The organism is Bacillus bingmayongensis, from assembly GCF_000299035.1.
In the GTDB taxonomy this organism is placed as follows: Bacteria; Bacillota; Bacilli; order Bacillales; family Bacillaceae_G; genus Bacillus_A; species Bacillus_A bingmayongensis.
In genome coordinates this window covers 25397-45854 of the sequence record NZ_AKCS01000018.1, presented here as the reverse complement: position 1 = coordinate 45854, position 20458 = coordinate 25397, and the positions used below count along the sequence as shown (strand labels likewise).

Sequence of the window (20458 nt, the reverse complement as noted above, 5' to 3'; positions counted from 1 at the left end):
TAAGAAAAACGAGCAAGCACGAAATGAAGTACTTGCTCGTTTTTTATATAACAATCGAATATTTATTACATTTAAAATAGAGAATATCACTTAGTATACTTTATCTCCATTAAAGATTGAGTTTTTCACGACAACATAATCTACGGTACGAATTGATTCTAATTTCGTTCCGCCAGCATAAGAAATGGAAGATTGAAGATCTTGCTCCATTTCGATTAATGTGTCTTCTAAAGAACCTTTGTGTTCGACAAACATTTTTTTGCCTTCAACATTTTTCTTTTCACCTTTTTGGAATTCTGAAGCTGAACCAAAGTATTCTTTATAGAGTTTCCCATCTCTTTCAATTGTTTCTCCTGGAGATTCTTCATGTCCAGCAAATAAAGAACCAATCATAACCATAGTTGCGCCGAATCTAATGGATTTAGCGATATCACCATGTGTACGAATGCCTCCGTCAGCAATAATTGGTTTACTTGCTGCTTTTGCACACCAGCGTAAAGCGGCTAATTGCCAACCGCCAGTTCCAAATCCAGTTTTAATTTTCGTAATACATACTTTACCAGGACCAATGCCTACTTTTGTTGCATCAGCACCAGCATTTTCTAATTCTCTTACTGCTTCTGGAGTTCCAACATTTCCTGCGATAACAAAGCTCTCAGGTAAATGTTCTTTAATATGTTGAATCATTTTTATTACAGCGTTGGAATGGCCATGTGCAATATCTATTGTAATGTACTCAGGTACAAGGTGTTCTTCAGCTAATTGTTGTATAAATCCATATTCTTCTTCTTTAACTCCAACACTAATAGATGCGATTAATCCACGTGAGTGCATATCTTTAATAAAAGATGTACGTTTCTCTGGTTCAAAACGATGCATTACATAGAAATAGCCACTTTCTGCTAAGTAAGTAGCAATCTTTTCATCTATAATGGTTTGCATATTTGCAGGTACCACGGGTAATTTAAATTTATGTTTACCTAAAGTTACAGTTGTATTACATTCAGAACGGCTATTTACCACACATTTTGCCGGAATTAATTGAATATCTTCATAGTCGAATACGTTTTCCATTATTCACACCCCTAAATACGAATATTTTATTGTATATCATTAAAAATGTTCGTCCATTTGATAATGTACATCATTTTTACCAATAAGTCAAAGTTTTTAAGTGTTTATTTAGCAAATATAGGTGTGAAATTTAATTTTTATAGAAGTAATACCGAATTAAACTTCTGTTATGTTAGAAAAATGTTCGTGTTTTAAAATTGTATATTGCAAAAGTTTGAATGATAATATCAGAATAATATTTCAATATATATAATGACGGACTTAATAAAGAAAAAGGGTATTGTTTAATACCCTTTTTCTTTGTTAGTTATTATCTTCAAGAAATTGATATTTCTTTTTCAATTCTTTTAAATCATTTATCAAATTCTCTCCAATTGTAGGAGCAAGATCTTCATATATAGGAGCTAATGCCTTTTCCCATTCTTTCTTTTGTGCATAAGTTAGTTCATGAATTTGAATGGATGAATTTTGTTTAATAAGTTCAAGTTGTTCTTCATTCATTCGGATGGACTGATGATTATTCCAGTCAGTCGTTTCTTTTATTGCGTCAAGTAGTATTTGCTTCGTTTTTTCTGTTTGTTGATTCCATGTTTTTTGATCCATCATGACAACATAGCCTAAATACCCATGATTACTAATTGTCAAATAGTTTTGAACGTTATAAAATTTTTTAGAGTAGATATTTGAAATTGTATTTTCTTCACCATCAACTTTACCAGTTTCAATTAATTTATATGTAGAATTAAAGGAATCTTGGTGTGCATCAACTTTTAATAAATCAAATTGAGATTGGATCACATCGCTTTGCATAATGCGAAAGGATTGTCCTTTTATATCTTCAGGTGTATAAATAGGCCCTTTATTTGAAGTGATTTGTTTAAAGCCATTTGACCAATGGGCAAGACCTTTAATTTTATCTTTTTGTAAGGACTGAAGTAAGTGGGCCCCAATTTTTCCGTTTAAGCCTTCTTGAATGGCTTCATAATTTGGAAAAGCAAATGGCAAATCTAGTACACCCCATTCGTGAGATAGCATGCCAAGCTTTGAAGTAGAAGGAGCAATAAAATGAACTTGGCCAGCTTTTAAAGCACGGATTTCTTCTATATCAGAGTAGAGGCTCCCGTTTGGGAAAATTTCTATTTTTATAGTTCCATTTGATTTCTCGTTCACAAGCTCAGCAAATTTACTAGCAGCAAGCCCTTTAGGGGTATTTTCTGCTACAACGTGACTAAATTTGAAAACAATTTGTTTTTTCAGCCCTTCTTGGTCATCGTCATAAGCAAGTTTACTTTTGGAAAAAAGACTGTGAGACCCTACAATTAAAGCACTAGTAATTAAAACAATAACAAGGAGTATAAAAGTAACTATTTTTTTCATCTTAAACCTCCTCTTGGGTTGTTATTGTAAGCATACCGAGAAGATTTTTATTCGTAAAGATGCTTTTAGGGGAAAGGGGAATGAACAGTGAAACAATTGCCCATCCGCTGGAAAATTACGATTTTATCCTATGCTGTAGTTATCTTTTCATTACTGATAGGTGGAATTATTATCATCGCAAATATTCAACAGAAGGAAGAAAAAGAATTAAGAATTAGATCTATGAATACGGCGCGGACGGTAGCGGAACTATCAGATGTAAAGAAATCACTTCAGGAAAAAACGGGGTGGTTTACATTGAATTCTGTTATTGAAAATATTCGGGTGATTAATGAAACAGATTATATTGTAGTAATGAATATGGAGCGAATTCGATATTCTCATCCTGTGAAAGAAATGATTGGAAGGCAATCAAAAGGGGCTGATGAAGAACCAGCATTTGCGGAACATATTTATTTTTCAAAAGCAAAAGGAGAGATAGGTACTGTAATTCGTGCTTTTATGCCCATTAAGGATCAAAGCTTAAATCAAATTGGTGTTGTTGTTGTAGGGAACAAAGTCCCGAATTTTTGGGAGATTATGATAGGACTAGCGGAAGAGATTTCTTTTATTGTTATATTAACTTTAATATTTGGATTGATAGGTTCGTTAATGCTTGCCAACCATATAAAAAAACAGATGTTTCAGTTAGAACCATATGAAATTAAGCGAATGTTAGAAGAAAGGACAGCAACTTTTCATTCGATTAATGAGGGCGTGATTGCAATTGATAACCAAGAAGTTATTACAATTTTTAATGAGAAAGCAAAGCAGGTTTTTCATGTAGATGGAAATGTCGTAGGAAAGCCTATCCGTACAGTTTTAAAGGATACAAGACTTCCAGAAATCGTGGAGAGGAATCAGGCAGTATACAATGAAGAGATAAAAGTGAGTGGGAAGGTAATTTTAAGTAATCGTATACCAATCAAGAAGGATAATGAATTAATTGGAGCCGTGGCAATCTTTCAAGATCGTACTGAAGTAACAAAGCTTGCAGAGGAATTAACGGGAGTGAAAACCTTTGTAGAGGCACTTCGAGTGCAAAGCCACGAGCATATGAATAAACTCCATACAATAGCAGGTTTAATTCAACTTGGTAAAGCAGATAAGGCATTGCAACTTGCTTTTCACACTTCAGAAGAACAGGAAAGTGTAACAAATTTTCTAAATGAAACGATTAAAAATGATGCTATCGCAGGTCTCCTCTTGAGTAAAATAAGTCGAGGAAGGGAATTAGGTATACAAGTTGTAATTGATCAAAATAGTTATTTAGAAGCATTTCCTTATCAACTAGATCAACATGATTTTGTTGTATTACTAGGTAACTTAATTGAAAATGCATTTGGATCATTCGAACAAACTGATGTAGAGAATAAAAGAATTGATATTAGTATTGAACAGTCAGAAGATGTATGTGCGATATTGATTGAGGATAATGGATGTGGCATAAAAGAGGAGTATTTACCAAGGGTGTATAAGAAGGGATTTACTGTGAATAAAATGAGTGGGACAGGTTATGGACTTTTTCTAGTAAAGCAAATTGTTGAAAAGGGAAGAGGAGAAATTTGCATTTCATCTTTTCAAGGTGAAGGAACTTCTTTTATCATTACTTTTCCAATGGAGATAGGGGCGGAATTGTATGAAATATAAAGAGGAAATCAAAGTACTATTGGTTGAAGACGATCCAATGGTTCAAGAAGTAAATAAAGAATTTATTAGAAGTGTAAAGGGATTTCAAGTAGTCGCCGTCGCTAGCAATGGCGAGGAGGGGATTAACCTTGTCCAAAAAATAAATCCAGATCTCGTTATTTTAGATATTTTTATGCCGAAAAAGGATGGTATCAAGGTATTACAGGAATTTCGAAAACAAGAGTTAGAAATAGATGTAATCGTTGTGTCTGCTGCAAAAGATAGGGAAACAATTAAACTCATGCTTCAAAATGGGGCGATAGATTATATTATTAAGCCTTTTAAGTTATACCGAATTCAGCAAGCTCTAGAAAAATATCGGCAATATAGAATGAGTCTGAAGGAATCTGGGGCGATTTCACAGGAACAGCTTGATTTATTATTATATTCCGGGCGTTCTAAAAAAACATCAACCAATTTGCCAAAAGGATTAAATGAATTTACCTTGAATGAAATTAAAGATTATGTAAAAAAACAAGATGAACCTCGTTCTGCAGAAGAGGTAGCGAGTGCAATTGGGATAGCCAGAGTTACGGCTCGGCGATACTTAGATTATTTAGAGAAAAACGGATTGATTCGTTTAGCAGTTCAATATGGAGGAGTTGGAAGACCAATCAATCGTTATGTATATCGTGAAGTAAAAAAGTGAGACCAAAATGACCAAAACATTCGTTATGACCATAAACTTTTCATCTCTAATTGGAAACGCTATCATTATGTAAAAACATAAGGATGGGAAAGTTTTCAAAAATGAAAAAGAGGGAGGAGAAGTGAAGGTGAGACGACTGTTCAAAAATTTAACCTTTCAAGTATTAACAGCCATTGCACTCGGCGTATTAGTCGGGCTTATGTGGCCAAGCGTTGGAAAGGAAATGAAGCCGATAGGCGATACGTTTATTAATGCTGTAAAAATGGTAATTGCACCGATTATCTTCTTAACTATTGTACTTGGTATTGCCAAAATGGGAGATATGAAAAAGGTTGGTAAAGTTGGAGGGAAAGCCTTTATTTATTTTGAGGTGGTGACAACATTTGCACTTATTGTTGGATTAATCGTTGTAAATGTTATGAAGCCGGGTTCAGGTCTTAACTTTAATGAACTTGCAAAAGGAGACGTATCTAAATATACACAAGACGGGGGACAGGGGATTAATTGGATTGATTTTGTTACTCATATTGTTCCTTCTAACATGGTTGATGCGTTTGCAAAGGGTGATATTTTACAAGTATTATTCTTTTCCATTTTATTTGGTGTTGGGCTAGCAGCTCTTGGGGAAAAAGGAAATTCGGTGATTGATTTCTTAGACAAACTTTCACACGTATTCTTTAAAATTATTGGTTATGTAATGAAGGCAGCTCCGCTTGGGGCATTCGGTGCTATGGCATATACAATCGGTCACTTTGGACTTGCTTCACTCGTACCACTTGGAAAATTGATGATGTCGGTATATATTACGATGTTCTTATTCGTATTTGTTGTCTTAAACATTATTTGCAAGATATATGGATTTAGCTTATGGAATTATTTGAAGTTTATTCGAGATGAAATATTAATCGTATTAGGAACAAGTTCTTCGGAATCAGTACTTCCAAGAATGATGAATAAAATGGAGCGATATGGCTGTTCAAAATCTGTTGTTGGACTTGTTATTCCAACTGGTTATTCTTTCAACCTTGATGGTACATCAATTTATTTATCCATGGCAGTTGTCTTTTTAGCGCAAGTATTTGGTGTCGATTTAACAATCGGGCAGCAAATTACGATTATTTTAGTACTTATGTTAACGTCTAAAGGTGCTGCTGGTGTAACAGGAAGCGGATTTATCGTGTTAGCTTCTACGTTAGCGGCACTAAAGGTTATCCCTTTAGAAGGATTAGCATTACTTCTTGGTGTTGATCGTTTTATGAGTGAGGGAAGAGCGATCGTAAACTTAATTGGAAATGGGATTGCTACAATCGTTGTTGCAAAGAGTGAGAATGAGTTTGATGAAACAAAGCATGAAGAAGCAGTTGCTAATATGAAAGTGTTGAAGGAGACAAAAGAAGCTGTATAAATACGTGTAGAACATAAGAAATAGAAAAGCGGACTTTATTCTAAGTCTGCTTTTTGTTTTCTTATTAAATGATGAACATAATTTTCTATTAGGGAAATAATTTCAGTATAATGAAGTGTAGGGAATGACAAATATAATATTTAGATTATAGTCAAATAATGAACAAATTAAAATACATAACAAAATGAGGTTAGCATATGAGCGGAAAAAGTTTTAAAGAATATGCATTGAGTAAGGAAATTGTAAGAGCACTTACTGGTTTAAAATATGAGCAGCCAACAGAAGTGCAAGGAAAAATAATTCCAGTTGCATTAGAAAAAAAAGATCTTGTCGTGAAATCACAAACTGGAAGCGGGAAAACGGCCTCATTTGGTATCCCGCTTTGTGAAATGGTCAAATGGGAAGAAAATAAGCCGCAAGCATTAATACTTACACCAACGAGGGAACTTGCTGCGCAAGTGAAAGAGGATATCACGAATATAGGAAGATTTAAACGGATTAAGGCAATAGCCATTTACGGAAAATCACCGTTTGCACGACAAAAATTAGAATTAAAGCAAAAAACACATATTGTTGTCGGAACCCCTGGGCGTGTGTTAGATCATATTGAAAAAGGAACTTTTTCTTTAGAGCGTCTGAAATATTTGGTGATTGATGAGGCAGATGAGATGTTAAATATGGGATTCATCGATCAAGTAGAAGCAATCATTGATGAATTACCTACAAACCGAATGACAATGCTATTTTCTGCGACATTACCAGAGGACGTTGAGAATTTATCTCGTACCTATATGAAATCGCCAGTCAATATTGAGATAAAGGCGTCTGGAATTACGACAGATAAAATTGAACATAGTCTTTTGAATGTGAGAGAGGAAGAGAAGTTTTCACTTTTAAAAGATATAACAACTGTTGAAAATCCGGATAGTTGTATTATTTTCTGTCGTACGCAAGAAAATGTAGACCATATATTTAGGCAGTTAAAACGTTCTGGTTACCCTTGTGATAAACTTCATGGCGGTATGGTACAAGAAGACCGCTTTGCGGTAATGAATGACTTTAAAAGAGGGAAGTTCCGTTATTTAGTCGCGACAGATGTAGCAGCGCGAGGAATTGATATTGAAAATATTACCCACGTTATTAATTATGATATTCCATTAGAAAAAGAAAGCTATGTACACCGGACAGGAAGAACGGGGCGTGCTGGTAATAGCGGAAAAGCAATTACATTTGTAACGCCGTATGAAGATAGATTCTTGACCGAAATTGAAGAATATATTGGTTTTGAAATTTCACAAATGGATAATCCATCAAAAGAGGATGTTGCAAAGAAAACAGCAGCCTTTGAAGATAAAATATATGCTAAACCAATTATGAAAAAAGAGAAAAGCGCAGGGATAAATAAAGATATTATGAAGTTGTACTTTAACGGTGGAAAGAAAAAGAAAATCCGAGCAGTAGATTTCGTTGGTACAATTGCCAAAATCCCAGGTGTCACAGCGGATGATATAGGTATTATTACGATACAAGATAATGTTTCTTATGTTGATATATTAAACGGGAAAGGCCCACTTGTTTTAAAAGTAATGAAAAACACGACGATAAAAGGTAAACAGTTAAAGGTTCATGAGGCGATTAAGTAAAAGAAACGATCCACTCTAACGGGTGGATCGTTTTTTATTGAAAAATAAGGAAATCATGTAAGATTATATTTGTTATATTCGTATATATAAGTGAAGGAGGTACAGATATGAATGATAGGGAATTAATAGATGAAATAAAAAAACAAAATACGGAAGCATTGGATGAATTGATTCTTCAATATAGTAAGTTGATTTATGGAGTAATTGGAAGTGTATTAGGAGAGCATCATGAAAGAGCAGAAATTGAAGAGTGCTATAACGATGTTCTTCTTATACTTTGGTATAAAATAGACAATTTTCGAATTGAAAAAGGACAGCTTAAGAACTGGATTATTTCTATTGCGAAGTTTAAAGCACTGGATTATAAAAGGAAACTTAAGCGAAAGCGTATTGAACAAACAATAGAGCAACTGATTTTACAAGATGATGAAGATGTAGAAAAAGTATTGCTTAAAGAAGAGGAAAAAGAGTTTGTTTTGCAAGCGATTAATCAGTTAGATGATGTAGATCATAGTATCTTTTATCGAAGGTATATTGTGGATGAGAGTATAGGAGACATTTCAAAAGGGTTACATATGAGTACAAGTGCAGTGTATACAAGATTATCAAGGGGAAAGCAAAAATTAAAAAGAGTAATGGAGGGGTATTATGAATTGTGAAAACTACAGTATCGATCAAATTGCTTTTGAGCAGTGGGATGAACAAGAAATACTCCAATTTGAAGCAATAGGGGAGCGCCTTATTGGAAGTTTAGAGAATAAGAAACAAGATATTAGAAAACGAATTGCTAGAGAAAATTTTAAAGAGATAGAAGAAAAAGCAAATAATGAATTAGAAAAAAAGGAATTTATCGAATTACAATTTCAAGCACGAGCTACAGGTGGCTACTATTTGAGCACGCTTATGTGTTCAGCGGACTATGCTGTAATGCCATTAGCGCTTATGGATGTAGGAAATCGATTTGTTGTTTTTGGAACAAGACATAAAGTTATGATCTATGAAGTAAAGGAACTTTATCAAGTTCAAAGGGCGTATATTATTGATTATGATGATATCTTTAAATATTATTATAAAATAAAAAAGAGCCATGCGGTATTATGTTTTAAAGCTAAAAGGGATAAGTATAATCAGTTAAGAGAATGTTCAAATTGGATGTTTTATGGATATTTGCAAGGAAGAATTAATATGGTTATTAATAGCTCAGATAGGGATAGTATAGCTAAGTATTTTGATAAGGAGATTAATTCGAAAAGAGACCATTAAAAAGGAAAAAGTACATTCTTTTGGTGTAAGCTGTACTTTTTCCTTTTATTTTGGGGATTTTACCTACATATTCTGTGAAAACAATAGAACGACAACAGAAAGAATAAGCATAAGAAACGCATTAAGTGTCATAACTGTTTTATGTTTTGCGCGAAAGAAATGAGCATGTAACGCCCCTAACATAAGAAAAATAATAAGAATAGCCGAATATTTTAAGAAGTTTAGATGCCAAAACCCTATAATTACCCCAATAACACTAGTTAGCTCTAATAAAGCAATAACATTCATCAACCACTTAGGATAACGGTACTCATTCCAATGATGAACCATTGATTTTGCACGTGAAACTTTTAGGGAGAATGATAATAAAAACATACATGCTAAAACAATCTGAATGATAATAATAACAATATCCATACGATGTCCTCCTTGATAAGATAATAGAATAAATGATTCTTACATAAGAGTGTAGTATGCTTCATCCGGAAAATATGTAGTCTAGACTACAAGGAGAGGAATTTCATGGATAAAATAAAATATTTATCAAGGATACAGTTATTTCATGAATTAGAACTAGAAGAATTAAAGAATATTGAGCCGGATACCCCGATTGATGTGATGAAAAGGGGAACGATTATTACATCTCCACATATGGAACAAAAATTTTTATATTTGATTAAATCAGGTAAAGTTCGCTTATATAAATTATCTGAAGATGGAAAAGAGCTTACGATCGATATATTAGGTATGGGGCATGTATTTGGCGCAGTGGGAGTATTTACAATGGGATCTGAAGGTGTATACGCAGAAACATGGGAAGATTCGCATATCTGTAAAATGGATAAAGTACAATTTGAAAAAATCATACGCGACAGGCCAGATATCGCTTTAAAGTTTATAGAAGTAATATCCAATCGTCTGAAGGAAATGGAAGAGCTTTTAGAACATATGGCGTATGGCAGTGCCAGAAAACGATTGCTCTTTTTATTATATAAATTATCGCAGAAATTTGGAGTAGAAGTAGAATCTGCTGAAGATTGGAGACAACTTGAAATTTCTATTACACATCAAGAATTGGCAAATATGATGGGAAGTATTCGCGAAACGGTAACAGGTTTATTAAGTGATTTAACTAAAGATGGTATTATCCGTAAAATAGGCGTACGTAAACCAATACACATTCATTTGGTGAAATTAATGAGGGCGTTAGAAAGTGATGAAAAACAAAAATAAGTAAAAGCCACCTAGAAAGGTGGCTTTTCTTCATGGTTAAGATTCTTTCAAATCATCAACTAATTTCTCTGCTAAACGTCTATACATATTGCTCATTGTTACAAATGAAGTTAGCAATAAGAATTTTTCTAACTCTTTATCCTCAAATGAAGCAGCAGCTTTTACCTCAGCCACCCGATGATCTACATCCTTTTTAAAGTTCTCAACATTGGTTTCTGTAAGTTCAAGATAATCTTTGTAGAGGCTGTCCAATTCAAAAGTATCCTCGTTTATTAGTCTCTCATTGAGATTTGCCAAAGAACTTTTAATATCATTAATTGAGAGAGCACCTTTTAATTGATAAATTAAACTAATTAAAATCATATGCTCTTTTGAGTATTTCTTATTCTTTATAGGGATGAATAATTTTCCTTTTGCGTAGTTATTGATCATTGTTTTTGTAAGTACTTTTTCATCTTTTGTTCGTGTTGTATCGCCGTAGTTATTTTCAAATAGTTGAACCACTTGATCTACGTATAAATCCACATTAGGGATATCTTCAAGCTTAATATTTTTTTCTAAATGTAATGTTTCGAGTAAGTTCTTTATGTTTTCCATATAAACCCTCACCTTTGTAGGAATAATGTACACTTTATCTTTAAATATGGTATTACGAAACAAATAAAATGTAAATGTTGACCCTTAGATGAATTGTGTATATAATTACATGTAGTTATCGAAACTACATGTAATTATATAAGGAGTTGTTAATGTGAATGCTTATGTGAGAGAACCAGTTAATGCGTTTACCCATCTAGGAGGCGCCGTGTTATCATTCGTTGCACTTTTAGCTATGCTTGTGAAGGTTTCTGTAAAAATGCCATCTGTTTCTACAATTTCAGCAGTTATTTTATTTGGAGTAGGGATGATGATTCTTTATACAGCTTCAGCCATGTATCACAGTGTTGTAGCAAGTGAACGTGTTATTTATTTCTTTAGAAAACTGGATCATTCTATGATTTTCATTTTAATTGCAGGCACATATGCACCTTTTTGCTTAATTACATTACAGGCTGCAAATGGTTTGCTATTGTTTGTGCTAGTTTATGCAACAGCTATATGTGGCATTGTTTTTAAGATGTTTTGGTTTAACTGTCCGAGATGGCTATCAACAGCAATTTATCTTATGATGGGATGGCTAATTGTTTTATTCTTTGCACCACTATCAGAAAATCTAAGTATGGAAGGTATTTTGTTTTTAGTACTTGGTGGTATTTTTTATACGATTGGTGGATTTATTTATGGTGCAAAACCAAAATGGTTAGAATTTAAATATATGGGACATCATGAAATTTTTCATATTTTTGTATTATTAGGTAGTCTTGCACACTTTTTATGTATATATTTTTATGTAATTTAGCGTAAATAAACTATATGGCAGAGCTACATAGCGGAAGTTATGTGGCTTTTCATTATTTAGGATAAAGTGAAACTTCCCTCAGTGAAGGTTTTCTTCATCCTCCACTTATCTTCTTCGCTTCTCTCTGAATCTTGAGATGGAGACTTTACTGCCCGTTCATGCGGGATAAAGCGACTATTGTAACATTTATATATGGGATGAAATGTAAAATGAAGTATATGATGAATAAACATATAGTAGCGAATATGTGGTATAATTTTAAAAGTTTATAATGAATGAAATAAAATATGGAGGACTATAACTATGGCGATACTTGTAACAGGTGGAGCAGGATATATTGGTAGTCATACATGCGTGGAATTATTAAATAATGGTTATGAAATCATAGTAGTTGATAACCTTTCTAATAGCTCAGTAGAATCGTTAAATCGAGTAAAAGAAATAACAGGAAAGCAATTCAAATTTTATAAAGAAGACCTTTTAAATCATGAGGCAATTGATACGATTTTTGAAGAAAATATAATTGAAGCGGTAATTCATTTTGCTGGTTTAAAAGCAGTGGGGGAATCAGTAGCAATTCCGCTTACTTATTATCATAACAACATTACAAGTACATTAGTGTTATGTGATGTGATGCAGAAGCACAATGTGAAGAAAATGATCTTCAGTTCATCTGCAACAGTGTATGGTATTCCTGAAACATCACCAATTACGGAAGAATTTCCTTTAAGTGCAACAAATCCGTACGGTCAAACAAAATTGATGATCGAACAAATTATGCGTGATGTAGCTGTAGCTGATTCTGAATGGAGCATTGCGTTACTTCGTTACTTCAACCCATTTGGTGCACATGAAAGTGGACGTATCGGAGAAGATCCAAATGGAATTCCAAATAACTTAATGCCATATGTAACACAAGTAGCAGTTGGGAAGCTTAAGGAATTAAGTGTGTTTGGAAATGACTATCCAACAAAAGATGGTACAGGTGTCCGCGATTATATCCATGTTGTTGACCTTGCAAATGGTCACGTGAAGGCTCTTGAAAAAGTATTAGATACAACAGGAGTAGACGCGTATAATCTTGGTACAGGTACTGGTTATAGTGTATTAGAAATGGTTGAAGCTTTCGAAAAAGTTTCAGGAAAAGCCGTTCCATATAAAATTACAGAGCGCCGTCCTGGAGATGTAGCGGTATGTTTTGCGGATGCCTCTAAAGCAAAGAAAGAATTAGGATGGGAAGCGAAGCATGGGCTTGAAGAAATGTGCGCAGATTCATGGAAATGGCAGTCGAATAATAAAAATGGCTATCAAGAAGCATAAAATAAAAAATGACCTTTTTAGAAAAGTTAAAAAGGTCATTTTTATTTTCATCCACTTGTATCGATCTCAGAGTAAGTTTATAGTCAAGGAATCCTACTTTTGATTTGCTCTTGATGCATTTCATTGAAAGCGCTTTAACCATTGAGTTGTGTAGTTAATATTTTTTTATATCTTTAATTTCAGAGGTAGGAAGTCTGACTTATTATTTTTGTGAAAATACAGGTAGGCGTTGTTGATATATATTTTTATGTATTCAGTTCTAAATAAGAAGAAAAATACTACTAGTATGATTTTATGATGCGGGGAGGATAGGGTGTGAAAAGGAATAATTTTTCACACGAATAGGTATGGGTTATGTTGGATTATTACTTTCAGGTGCAGCACTATTTTTAAATAGCCTTGTTATATTAGGAAAAGCAGAAGAAAAAAGTGCAGGTGTTTTTAATTTATTTGTAGGGGTACTACAAATTGTAATTCCGTTTTATCTTATTATGATATCAGATCAAAGTAACTGGACTGTGTATTCATATGCAGCTACTTTTCTATTTGGTTTGACGTACTTATATGTAGGTATCAATTTTATTACAGGAATGAGTGGTAATGGGCTAGGATGGTTTTGTCTATGGGTAGCCATTATTGCATTATTCTATATGGTTGTGTCGTTTGTTCAATTTCAAGACATCGTTAATGCACTGACTTGGTTTATGTGGGCTATTCTTTGGTATTTATTCTTTGTATTAAATGTACAGAAAAAGAATATAAACCAATATCTTGGGAGAATAGCATTTGTACAATCATGGGTAACGCTCACGCTTCCATCTCTTCTTTATTTTATGGGGGTATGGGGAACACCGGTAGCCTATCAGGCATGGGTTTATGTCTCAGTGCTTTCAATTTTATATTTTTGTTATTGTATTTTTAAGTATCGAATACGATAACTGTTTTAATTTGAGGAGCAGGGAATCTGTATGGAGATTCCCTGCTTTTTATATATAATTAATAAAGGTAATAATCATAAATTCAGTCATCATGAAAAACTATAGTAAGTAGGGAATGGTGAATATGAAAAAGGTATTAGTATTGGGCGGAACAAGATTTTTCGGAAAACGATTAGTTGAAAGTCTCATGCAAGCTGGACACGATGTAACAATTGCAACGAGAGGACTTACGAAAGATTCATTTGGTAGTGCTGTTAAAAGACTCGTTGTAGATCGAGAAGATGAAGCGGCACTTCAGAAAGTGCTAGTAGGAAAAAGCTATGACGTTGTATATGATAACCTTTGTTATAGCTCCAATGCAGCACAGGTTATATGTAATGTACTTCATAACAAAGTAAAAAAATACATTGTTATATCTTCAATGGCTGTCTATGAGCCAGCATTATCTGTAAAAGAAGGAGATTTCAATCCGTATCAGTATCCGATTGTTTATGGAGACAGACATGATTTTTCTTATAGTGAAGGAAAAAGATTAGCAGAGGCCGTTTTGTTTAAACATGCAACATTCCCTGTAATTGCAGTGCGTTTCCCAGTTGTCATTGGTGAAAATGATTATACAAAGAGATTGCAGTTCTATGTTGAGAATATTGTAAAAGAAAAGCACTTTGTAGTAGAAGATATAGACGGAGAAATGTCCTTTATACATGAAAAAGAAGCGGGAGAATTTCTAGCTTGGCTTAGTACGATAGATGTAAGTGGTCCAATCAATGCATGTAGTAATGGTGTGATCTCTATGCGAGAAGTTATTCATTTTATAGAAGAGAATACAGGGATGAAAGCTCGTATGGAATCAAAAGGAGAGAACACAGCCCCGTATAATGGGATGACAAATTGTACAATAAATAATACGAGAGCAAAAGAGTTAGGATTTCAGTTTAGGAAGTTAGAGACTGATGTGAATAATATATTGAAACATTATATTGAAGTAATTTAATGGTTATGTATAAATCCCCCGGTGGCAATTCGAGGGATTCTGGAGGATTTCGATGATACTACTTTTACATTACCAAATCTACTTTATACGCATAACTAATGTTTTTGTGATTTAATTGCTTTTAAATAATTTTCATTTACTTGATCCCAGTTAATAGTATTCCACCAATTTGTAACAAATTCTGAGCGACGGTTCTGATACTTCAAATAATAAGCATGTTCCCATACATCAATTACAAGCAATGGGACTTTTTCTCGTACGGCTCTAGTTCATCATAGTCATATGAAAGTTCAGGCAAATGAAATGAAGACATATGATTCACCTCCTTTTTTAATTTGAAAGTTGCGCAAGGTAAAGAGAATTTATCCAACTCAAAAATGCACCTGTTTTTTTATAAGTTAACAATAAAACATATAATTCTATTAATTTTCTGAAAATATAAGTTGTAATGAAGAAGATAGACCATCCTATTTGGTTTGTTACTACACTCCTTTTTGCTTATACTATAAAGTAATAGTGTCTTGTTGAAGTAGAAGGAGATTGTTTATGGATAAAATGAAAGAATTAATAGATGAGGCAAGGAAGTTTATTACAACTTGCTATCAAGAGCTTGGTAGAGAACAGCAAATTGAAGAACGTCTCAATCAAATTATGTTAGAAATAGAGCGGACAGGAACGTATGAACATATTTTTGATGAACTTGTTCATGGTGCACGGATGGCATGGAGAAATAGTAATCGATGTATTGGAAGATTATTTTGGAATAAAATGCATATATTAGATGCTCGTGAAGTAAATGATGAGGAAGGTGTATATAATGCGCTTATTCATCATATTCGATATGCAACAAATAACGGGAAAATTAAACCGACAATTACGATTTTTAAGCAGTATAACGGTGAACAAAACAACATTCGAATTTATAACCATCAGTTAATTCGTTATGCGGGATATGAAACAGAAATGGGAGTGATTGGTGATTCTCATTCAGTTCCATTTACAGTGTTTTGTCAGGAGCTTGGTTGGAATGGAGAAGGTACGAACTTTGATGTATTGCCACTCGTATTTTCTGTTGATGGACGAGAACCTGTATATAGAGAAATTCCTAAAGAAGAGGTAAAAGAGGTTGAGATTGAGCACCCAGAATACCCATTGTCCGACCTAGGAGTAAAGTGGTATGGAGTACCAATGATTTCAGATATGCGTCTAGAGATTGGTGGCATTTCTTATACAGCTGCTCCTTTTAATGGTTGGTATATGGGAACAGAGATTGGAGCTCGTAATTTGGCAGATTATGATCGTTATAATTTACTTCCAGCTGTTGCGGAAATGATGAACTTGGATACTTCGAGAAACAGTACATTATGGAAAGATAAGGCGCTAGTTGAATTAAATGTAGCTGTTTTGCATTCTTTCAAAAAACAAGGAGTAAGTATTGTAGATCACCATACAGCTGCACAGCAGTTTGGGCAATTTGAAAAGCAAGAAGCAGCTTGTGGACGCGTTGTAACAGGAAATTGGGTATGGCTTATTCCGCCGTTATCACCAGCTACAACACATATTTATCATAAACCTTATCCGAATAACATTTTGACTCCAAATTTCTTTCATAAATAAAAATAAAAGCATTGAAATAAGAGATTTCAATGCTTTTTTCTTTGATTAAGTCTAGTACTTTCCCTTTGGTTCTTCTGCTATTTGTTGTACTCCACCTGTTACGTTCATCATTACTCCTCCTTATTTGTTATACAGTCGCTATGGAAGAATAATAAAAGGTCTTCTCACCTAGTATTGTGAGAAGGCCAAAAAAGCATACGTGTTCCTGTAAAAGGATATACGTATTTATATGAATAAAGAGGTAAAATGGGATTTGTTTTAATTGTATATAAACAATGGGCAAGGGTTTCGAATATTGTAATAAATTATAAGGTGATTTATTTAGGGTGGATGAAGAATCATGAATCCAAGAGGTTTCGAAGTTACGGGAGCGTGGTTTCAAGCGGGTGGAAATATTATATCAGCCATTGGAAATACAAGAGCGTTTATAGGAGAAGAAAATGTAGAGGATCCGCTTGTTATTGTTGGGGAGTCATTGCAAGCTCTTGGGAATGTATTACAAGCGGTGGCGCCAGAACATTTAATAAACAACGAAGAAGATGAAAAGGAAACAACCGGACAGTTAGATGAATCCGTTCAGGAAAAAGAAAATAAACAATTAGATGATGCAAAAGAGCAAAAAGAAAATAATATAAAGCCGATGAGGGAACAAGGAAAATCACTCGAGAAAACGGGTGCTGAAGTGCAAGCCTTAGGGAATATTTCTGATATTATTGGGACGATTTTGAATATGGAGAAAGAACAAAAAGAAAATGATTATTTAATCATTACGGGCAATAGTTTGCAATCTTTAGGGGCTTTTTTAGAAGTTGTTGATGAACTGCGAGACGTTCCGAATATTCAATGGTTAGAGGTAATAGGAAACTCTATACAAACACTCGGGGCTGGATTACAAGCGTTTCAAGGTATATATAATGTTTTAAAGGAAGAGCGGATGGAAAAAGAAAATGCTGATGATCAGGAAGCTGCTAATAAGAAAGAGGGGGAAAAGAAAGAAGTAGATGAACAATTACTTGGGCTTATTGGAAACTGGGTACAAGCAATTGGAGCAGTAATTGAAGCAATTGGAGAAACAGTAGAGCCACAAAGTTGATAAAGGGATGTTTTCATAATAAAGAAAACATCCTATTTTTATATAATTTTACTTTCGTTGATTTATTCATCCTTGACTCTTGCTCCATTATTTTCCGATAATAAAACTAACTAAACAAATAAAGGATGAATCACAGATGCTAGATTTAGTGCTTATGATGATTGAACGTGTTGGATTAATTGTTATATTAGGGTTTTTACTGTCTCATATTAAAACATTCAGACGTCTCCTTCATAAACAGGATGGATATAAAGATAAGCTTATGCTTATTTGTATTTTTTCGTTATTTACAATTGTAAGCAATTACACAGGGATTGAAATTGCTGGGAATACAATTATGAATGAAAATTGGCTGCAAGGTGTCTCTTCATCGAGTACGATTGCCAATACGCGTATTATGGGGGTGGGAATTAGTGGTTTATTAGGTGGACCGATTATTGGGATTGGCGTTGGATTTATTGCTGGTATTCATCGTTATATGCTTGGGGGAACGACAGCGCTTAGCTGTGCGATTTCGTCTATTTTAGCAGGGATTATTACTGGTTATATTGGCCGTATTTTTCAAAAGCATAATCGTGTAATTACACCTAAGTTTTCTGCTATTTTAAGTGTTTTTATTGTATCTTTAGAAATGGTGATGATTCTGTTTATTGTAGAAGATGGGATAAACGTTGTGAAAACGATCGCAATCCCAATGATTCTCGTGAACAGTTTTGGTAGTTTTATTTTACTGTCTATGGTACAAGCTATTATGCGCCAAGAAGAAAACGCAAAGGCTTTACAAACTCATAAAGTACTTCGGATTGCTGATAAGACATTACCTTACTTTCGCCAAGGTTTAACGGAGGAATCTTGTAAGCATGTGGCACAAATTATTCATCGTTTTACAGGGACAGATGCAGTATCTTTAACAGATACAGAAAAAATATTAGCACATGTTGGATTAGCATCTGATCACCATATTCCGTCCCATAGTTTAATTACAGGATTATCAAAAGAAGTATTAAAAACAGGGAAAATAATGAAAGCGAAATCACGAGAGGTGATTAATTGTCAACATGAAGGGTGTCCATTGCAAGCAGCGGTAGTAATTCCGCTAACATCACATGGGAATACGATTGGGACATTAAAGCTTTATTTTAAAAATCCAAATCGATTAAGTCGTGTAGAAGAAGAATTAGCAGAAGGATTAGCGAAGATTTTTTCGACACAGCTTGAATTAGGAGAAGCAGAATTACAAAGTAAATTGCTTCAAGATGCAGAAATAAAGGCATTACAAGCACAAATTAACCCACATTTTCTATTTAATGCAATTAATACGGTGTCAGCTTTATGTCGTACAGATGTAGAAAAGGCAAGAAAGCTTTTATTACAACTTAGCGTTTATTTTCGTTGTAATTTACAGGGAGCACGTCAGTTACTTATTCCATTAGAACAAGAATTAAATCATGTACATGCATATTTATCATTAGAGCAAGCGAGATTCCCAAATAAATATGAGGTGAAAACATATATTGGGGAAGGATTAAAGACGATTTTACTTCCACCATTTGTACTGCAATTGTTAGTAGAAAATGCACTTCGCCATGCTTTTCCCAAAAAACAACCGATTTGCCAGGTAGAAGTGTATGCACACGCTAAGGGAGATATGATTCATTTTAAAGTGAAAGATAATGGCCAGGGAATTGAAGAAGAGCGTCTAGAACAATTAGGAAAAGCAGTTGTGCCATCAAAAAAAGGGACTGGCACAGCTTTATATAATATTAATCAACGGTTAATAGGACTGTTTGGGAAAGAAACAACCCTTCATATCAAGAGTGAAGTAGAAATAGGGACAGAGATTTCATTTGTAATACCCATCCAAAACATAGGGGAGGAAGAAAGCGGTGTTAAAGGTATTAGTAGTTGATGATGAAATGTTAGCACGGGATGAATTGAAATATTTATTACAGCGTACAAAAGAAGTTGACGTAATTGATGAAGCTGATTGTGTGGAAGATGCATTAGAAAAGTTAATGGGGAACAAGCCAGATCTTGTTTTTTTAGATATTCAGCTTTCAGATGATAATGGGTTTGAGATTGCGAATATATTAAAGAAAATGAAGAATCCGCCAGCCATTGTTTTTGCAACAGCGTACGATCAATATGCGCTGCAAGCATTTGAGGTGGATGCATTAGATTATATTTTAAAGCCGTTTGATGAAGAGCGGATTGCACAGACACTGAAAAAATATAAGAAGCGCAAGCAAAGTGAAACAGAGAAAAAGCAGGATGTGAAAGTTCCAGATGTTACAGCAGAGATGCATAAGCTTGCACTGCCAATAGAAGAGTCCATTGTACTTGTGAATATTGAAGATATTGTTTATGTAGGGCTTGTGGACGGGAAGGTAACTGTAAAGACAACCCTGGAAACATATGTAACCCATGATACACTTGTTATTTTAGAAAAAAAATTACCACAAACAAATTTTATGCGTGTTCATCGCAGTTTTATTGCGAATATCAACCATATTTCAGAAATACAACCTTGGTTTAACTCTACTTATAATTTAATTATGAAAGATGGGTCTAAGGTACCTGTAAGTCGTACATATGCAAAAGAACTTAAAAAGCTGCTTCGTATTTAAGAAGCAGCTTTTGCATTTCATCCTGTTATTTTTGTAACTGATTCCGTATATTTGACGTTCCGATATGTAAACGCTTACATGATTGTTTACATCATATA

19 protein-coding genes and 1 pseudogene are annotated in these 20458 nt (G+C 34.0%); 15 read left to right on the top strand and 5 right to left on the bottom strand.

The features are described 5' to 3' along the window. Positions 1 to 90: 90 nt before the first annotated feature. On the bottom strand, positions 91 to 1074 hold the full coding sequence (gene guaC, locus Y7E_RS0104190) for a GMP reductase (protein ID WP_017150068.1): 984 nt from the start codon (positions 1072 to 1074) through the stop codon (positions 91 to 93). A 303-nt stretch (positions 1075 to 1377) separates the two neighbouring features. Next, positions 1378 to 2451 (bottom strand): DctP family TRAP transporter solute-binding subunit, encoded by a 1074-nt coding sequence (locus Y7E_RS0104185; protein WP_017150067.1) that lies wholly within the window; start codon positions 2449 to 2451, stop codon positions 1378 to 1380. A gap of 87 nt (positions 2452 to 2538) precedes the next feature. Between Y7E_RS0104185 and Y7E_RS0104180 the strand changes: the two genes are divergently transcribed. From Y7E_RS0104180 to Y7E_RS0104155, 6 genes are all read left to right on the top strand, one after another. Beyond that, positions 2539 to 4140 (top strand): ATP-binding protein, encoded by a 1602-nt coding sequence (locus tag Y7E_RS0104180; protein WP_017150066.1) that lies wholly within the window; start codon positions 2539 to 2541, stop codon positions 4138 to 4140. Further along, positions 4130 to 4828 (top strand): response regulator, encoded by a 699-nt coding sequence (locus Y7E_RS0104175; RefSeq protein ID WP_017150065.1) that lies wholly within the window; start codon positions 4130 to 4132, stop codon positions 4826 to 4828. The genes Y7E_RS0104180 and Y7E_RS0104175 overlap by 11 nt, the downstream gene beginning before the upstream one ends. A 127-nt stretch (positions 4829 to 4955) precedes the next feature. Further along, on the top strand, positions 4956 to 6233 hold the full coding sequence (gene dctP / locus Y7E_RS0104170) for a C4-dicarboxylate transporter DctP (RefSeq protein WP_017150064.1): 1278 nt from the start codon (positions 4956 to 4958) through the stop codon (positions 6231 to 6233). Positions 6234 to 6430: 197 nt separating this feature from the next. Beyond that, positions 6431 to 7876, top strand: coding sequence for a DEAD/DEAH box helicase (locus Y7E_RS0104165; RefSeq protein WP_017150063.1), 1446 nt, complete (start codon positions 6431 to 6433; stop codon positions 7874 to 7876). A 107-nt stretch (positions 7877 to 7983) separates the two neighbouring features. Beyond that, the gene (locus Y7E_RS0104160) at positions 7984 to 8535 is read left to right on the top strand and encodes a sigma-70 family RNA polymerase sigma factor (protein ID WP_017150062.1); all 552 of its coding nucleotides are present in this window, start codon (positions 7984 to 7986) and stop codon (positions 8533 to 8535) included. Further along, a complete protein-coding gene (locus tag Y7E_RS0104155) occupies positions 8525 to 9139 on the top strand; it encodes a hypothetical protein (RefSeq protein ID WP_017150061.1) in 615 nt (204 codons plus the stop codon). Before Y7E_RS0104160 ends, Y7E_RS0104155 begins: the two co-directional genes overlap by 11 nt. Positions 9140 to 9202: 63 nt before the next feature. On the opposite strand, the gene Y7E_RS0104150 is transcribed toward Y7E_RS0104155, so the two are convergent. Continuing rightward, positions 9203 to 9556: a DoxX family protein gene (locus tag Y7E_RS0104150; protein ID WP_017150060.1), complete on the bottom strand. Its 354-nt coding sequence runs from the start codon at positions 9554 to 9556 to the stop codon at positions 9203 to 9205. 105 nt (positions 9557 to 9661) lie between these two features. Between Y7E_RS0104150 and Y7E_RS0104145 the strand changes: the two genes are divergently transcribed. After that, the gene (locus Y7E_RS0104145) at positions 9662 to 10372 is read left to right on the top strand and encodes a Crp/Fnr family transcriptional regulator (RefSeq protein ID WP_017150059.1); all 711 of its coding nucleotides are present in this window, start codon (positions 9662 to 9664) and stop codon (positions 10370 to 10372) included. A gap of 36 nt (positions 10373 to 10408) precedes the next feature. On the opposite strand, the gene Y7E_RS0104140 is transcribed toward Y7E_RS0104145, so the two are convergent. After that, entirely contained in the window at positions 10409 to 10969 is a 561-nt protein-coding gene (locus tag Y7E_RS0104140; protein ID WP_017150058.1) for a DUF1836 domain-containing protein, read from the bottom strand. Positions 10970 to 11123: 154 nt separating this feature from the next. Here Y7E_RS0104140 and trhA point away from each other — a divergent pair, with 154 nt between their 5' ends. The 4 genes from trhA to Y7E_RS0104120 all read left to right on the top strand — a co-directional run bounded on the left by trhA (position 11124) and on the right by Y7E_RS0104120 (position 15023). After that, positions 11124 to 11771 (top strand): PAQR family membrane homeostasis protein TrhA, encoded by a 648-nt coding sequence (gene trhA, locus Y7E_RS0104135; RefSeq protein ID WP_017150057.1) that lies wholly within the window; start codon positions 11124 to 11126, stop codon positions 11769 to 11771. Between the two features lie 303 nt (positions 11772 to 12074). After that, positions 12075 to 13091 carry a UDP-glucose 4-epimerase GalE gene (gene galE, locus Y7E_RS0104130; RefSeq protein WP_017150056.1) on the top strand — a complete coding sequence of 339 codons (1017 nt, stop codon included), beginning with the start codon at positions 12075 to 12077 and terminating at the stop codon, positions 13089 to 13091. 347 nt (positions 13092 to 13438) lie between these two features. After that, positions 13439 to 14029, top strand: coding sequence for an AmiS/UreI family transporter (locus tag Y7E_RS0104125; RefSeq protein WP_017150055.1), 591 nt, complete (start codon positions 13439 to 13441; stop codon positions 14027 to 14029). Positions 14030 to 14153: 124 nt separating this feature from the next. Further along, positions 14154 to 15023, top strand: coding sequence for an NAD-dependent epimerase/dehydratase family protein (locus Y7E_RS0104120; RefSeq protein WP_017150054.1), 870 nt, complete (start codon positions 14154 to 14156; stop codon positions 15021 to 15023). A gap of 95 nt (positions 15024 to 15118) precedes the next feature. Here the strand turns inward: Y7E_RS0104120 and Y7E_RS31350 are convergent. Continuing rightward, positions 15119 to 15277: pseudogene (locus tag Y7E_RS31350) on the bottom strand (Fe-Mn family superoxide dismutase); the annotation flags it as partial. A 292-nt stretch (positions 15278 to 15569) separates the two neighbouring features. On the opposite strand from Y7E_RS31350, the gene Y7E_RS0104110 reads away from it, so the two are divergent. The 4 genes from Y7E_RS0104110 to Y7E_RS0104095 all read left to right on the top strand — a co-directional run bounded on the left by Y7E_RS0104110 (position 15570) and on the right by Y7E_RS0104095 (position 20360). Continuing rightward, positions 15570 to 16640, top strand: coding sequence for a nitric oxide synthase oxygenase (locus tag Y7E_RS0104110; RefSeq protein WP_017150052.1), 1071 nt, complete (start codon positions 15570 to 15572; stop codon positions 16638 to 16640). 340 nt (positions 16641 to 16980) lie between these two features. Beyond that, complete coding sequence (locus Y7E_RS0104105) at positions 16981 to 17733, top strand: DUF6944 family repetitive protein (RefSeq protein WP_017150051.1); 753 nt, start codon at positions 16981 to 16983, stop codon at positions 17731 to 17733. A gap of 136 nt (positions 17734 to 17869) precedes the next feature. Then, positions 17870 to 19642, top strand: coding sequence for a sensor histidine kinase (locus Y7E_RS0104100; RefSeq protein WP_017150050.1), 1773 nt, complete (start codon positions 17870 to 17872; stop codon positions 19640 to 19642). Continuing rightward, positions 19620 to 20360: a LytR/AlgR family response regulator transcription factor gene (locus Y7E_RS0104095; protein WP_017150049.1), complete on the top strand. Its 741-nt coding sequence runs from the start codon at positions 19620 to 19622 to the stop codon at positions 20358 to 20360. The genes Y7E_RS0104100 and Y7E_RS0104095 overlap by 23 nt, the downstream gene beginning before the upstream one ends. The last annotated feature ends 98 nt before the right edge of the window (positions 20361 to 20458 follow it).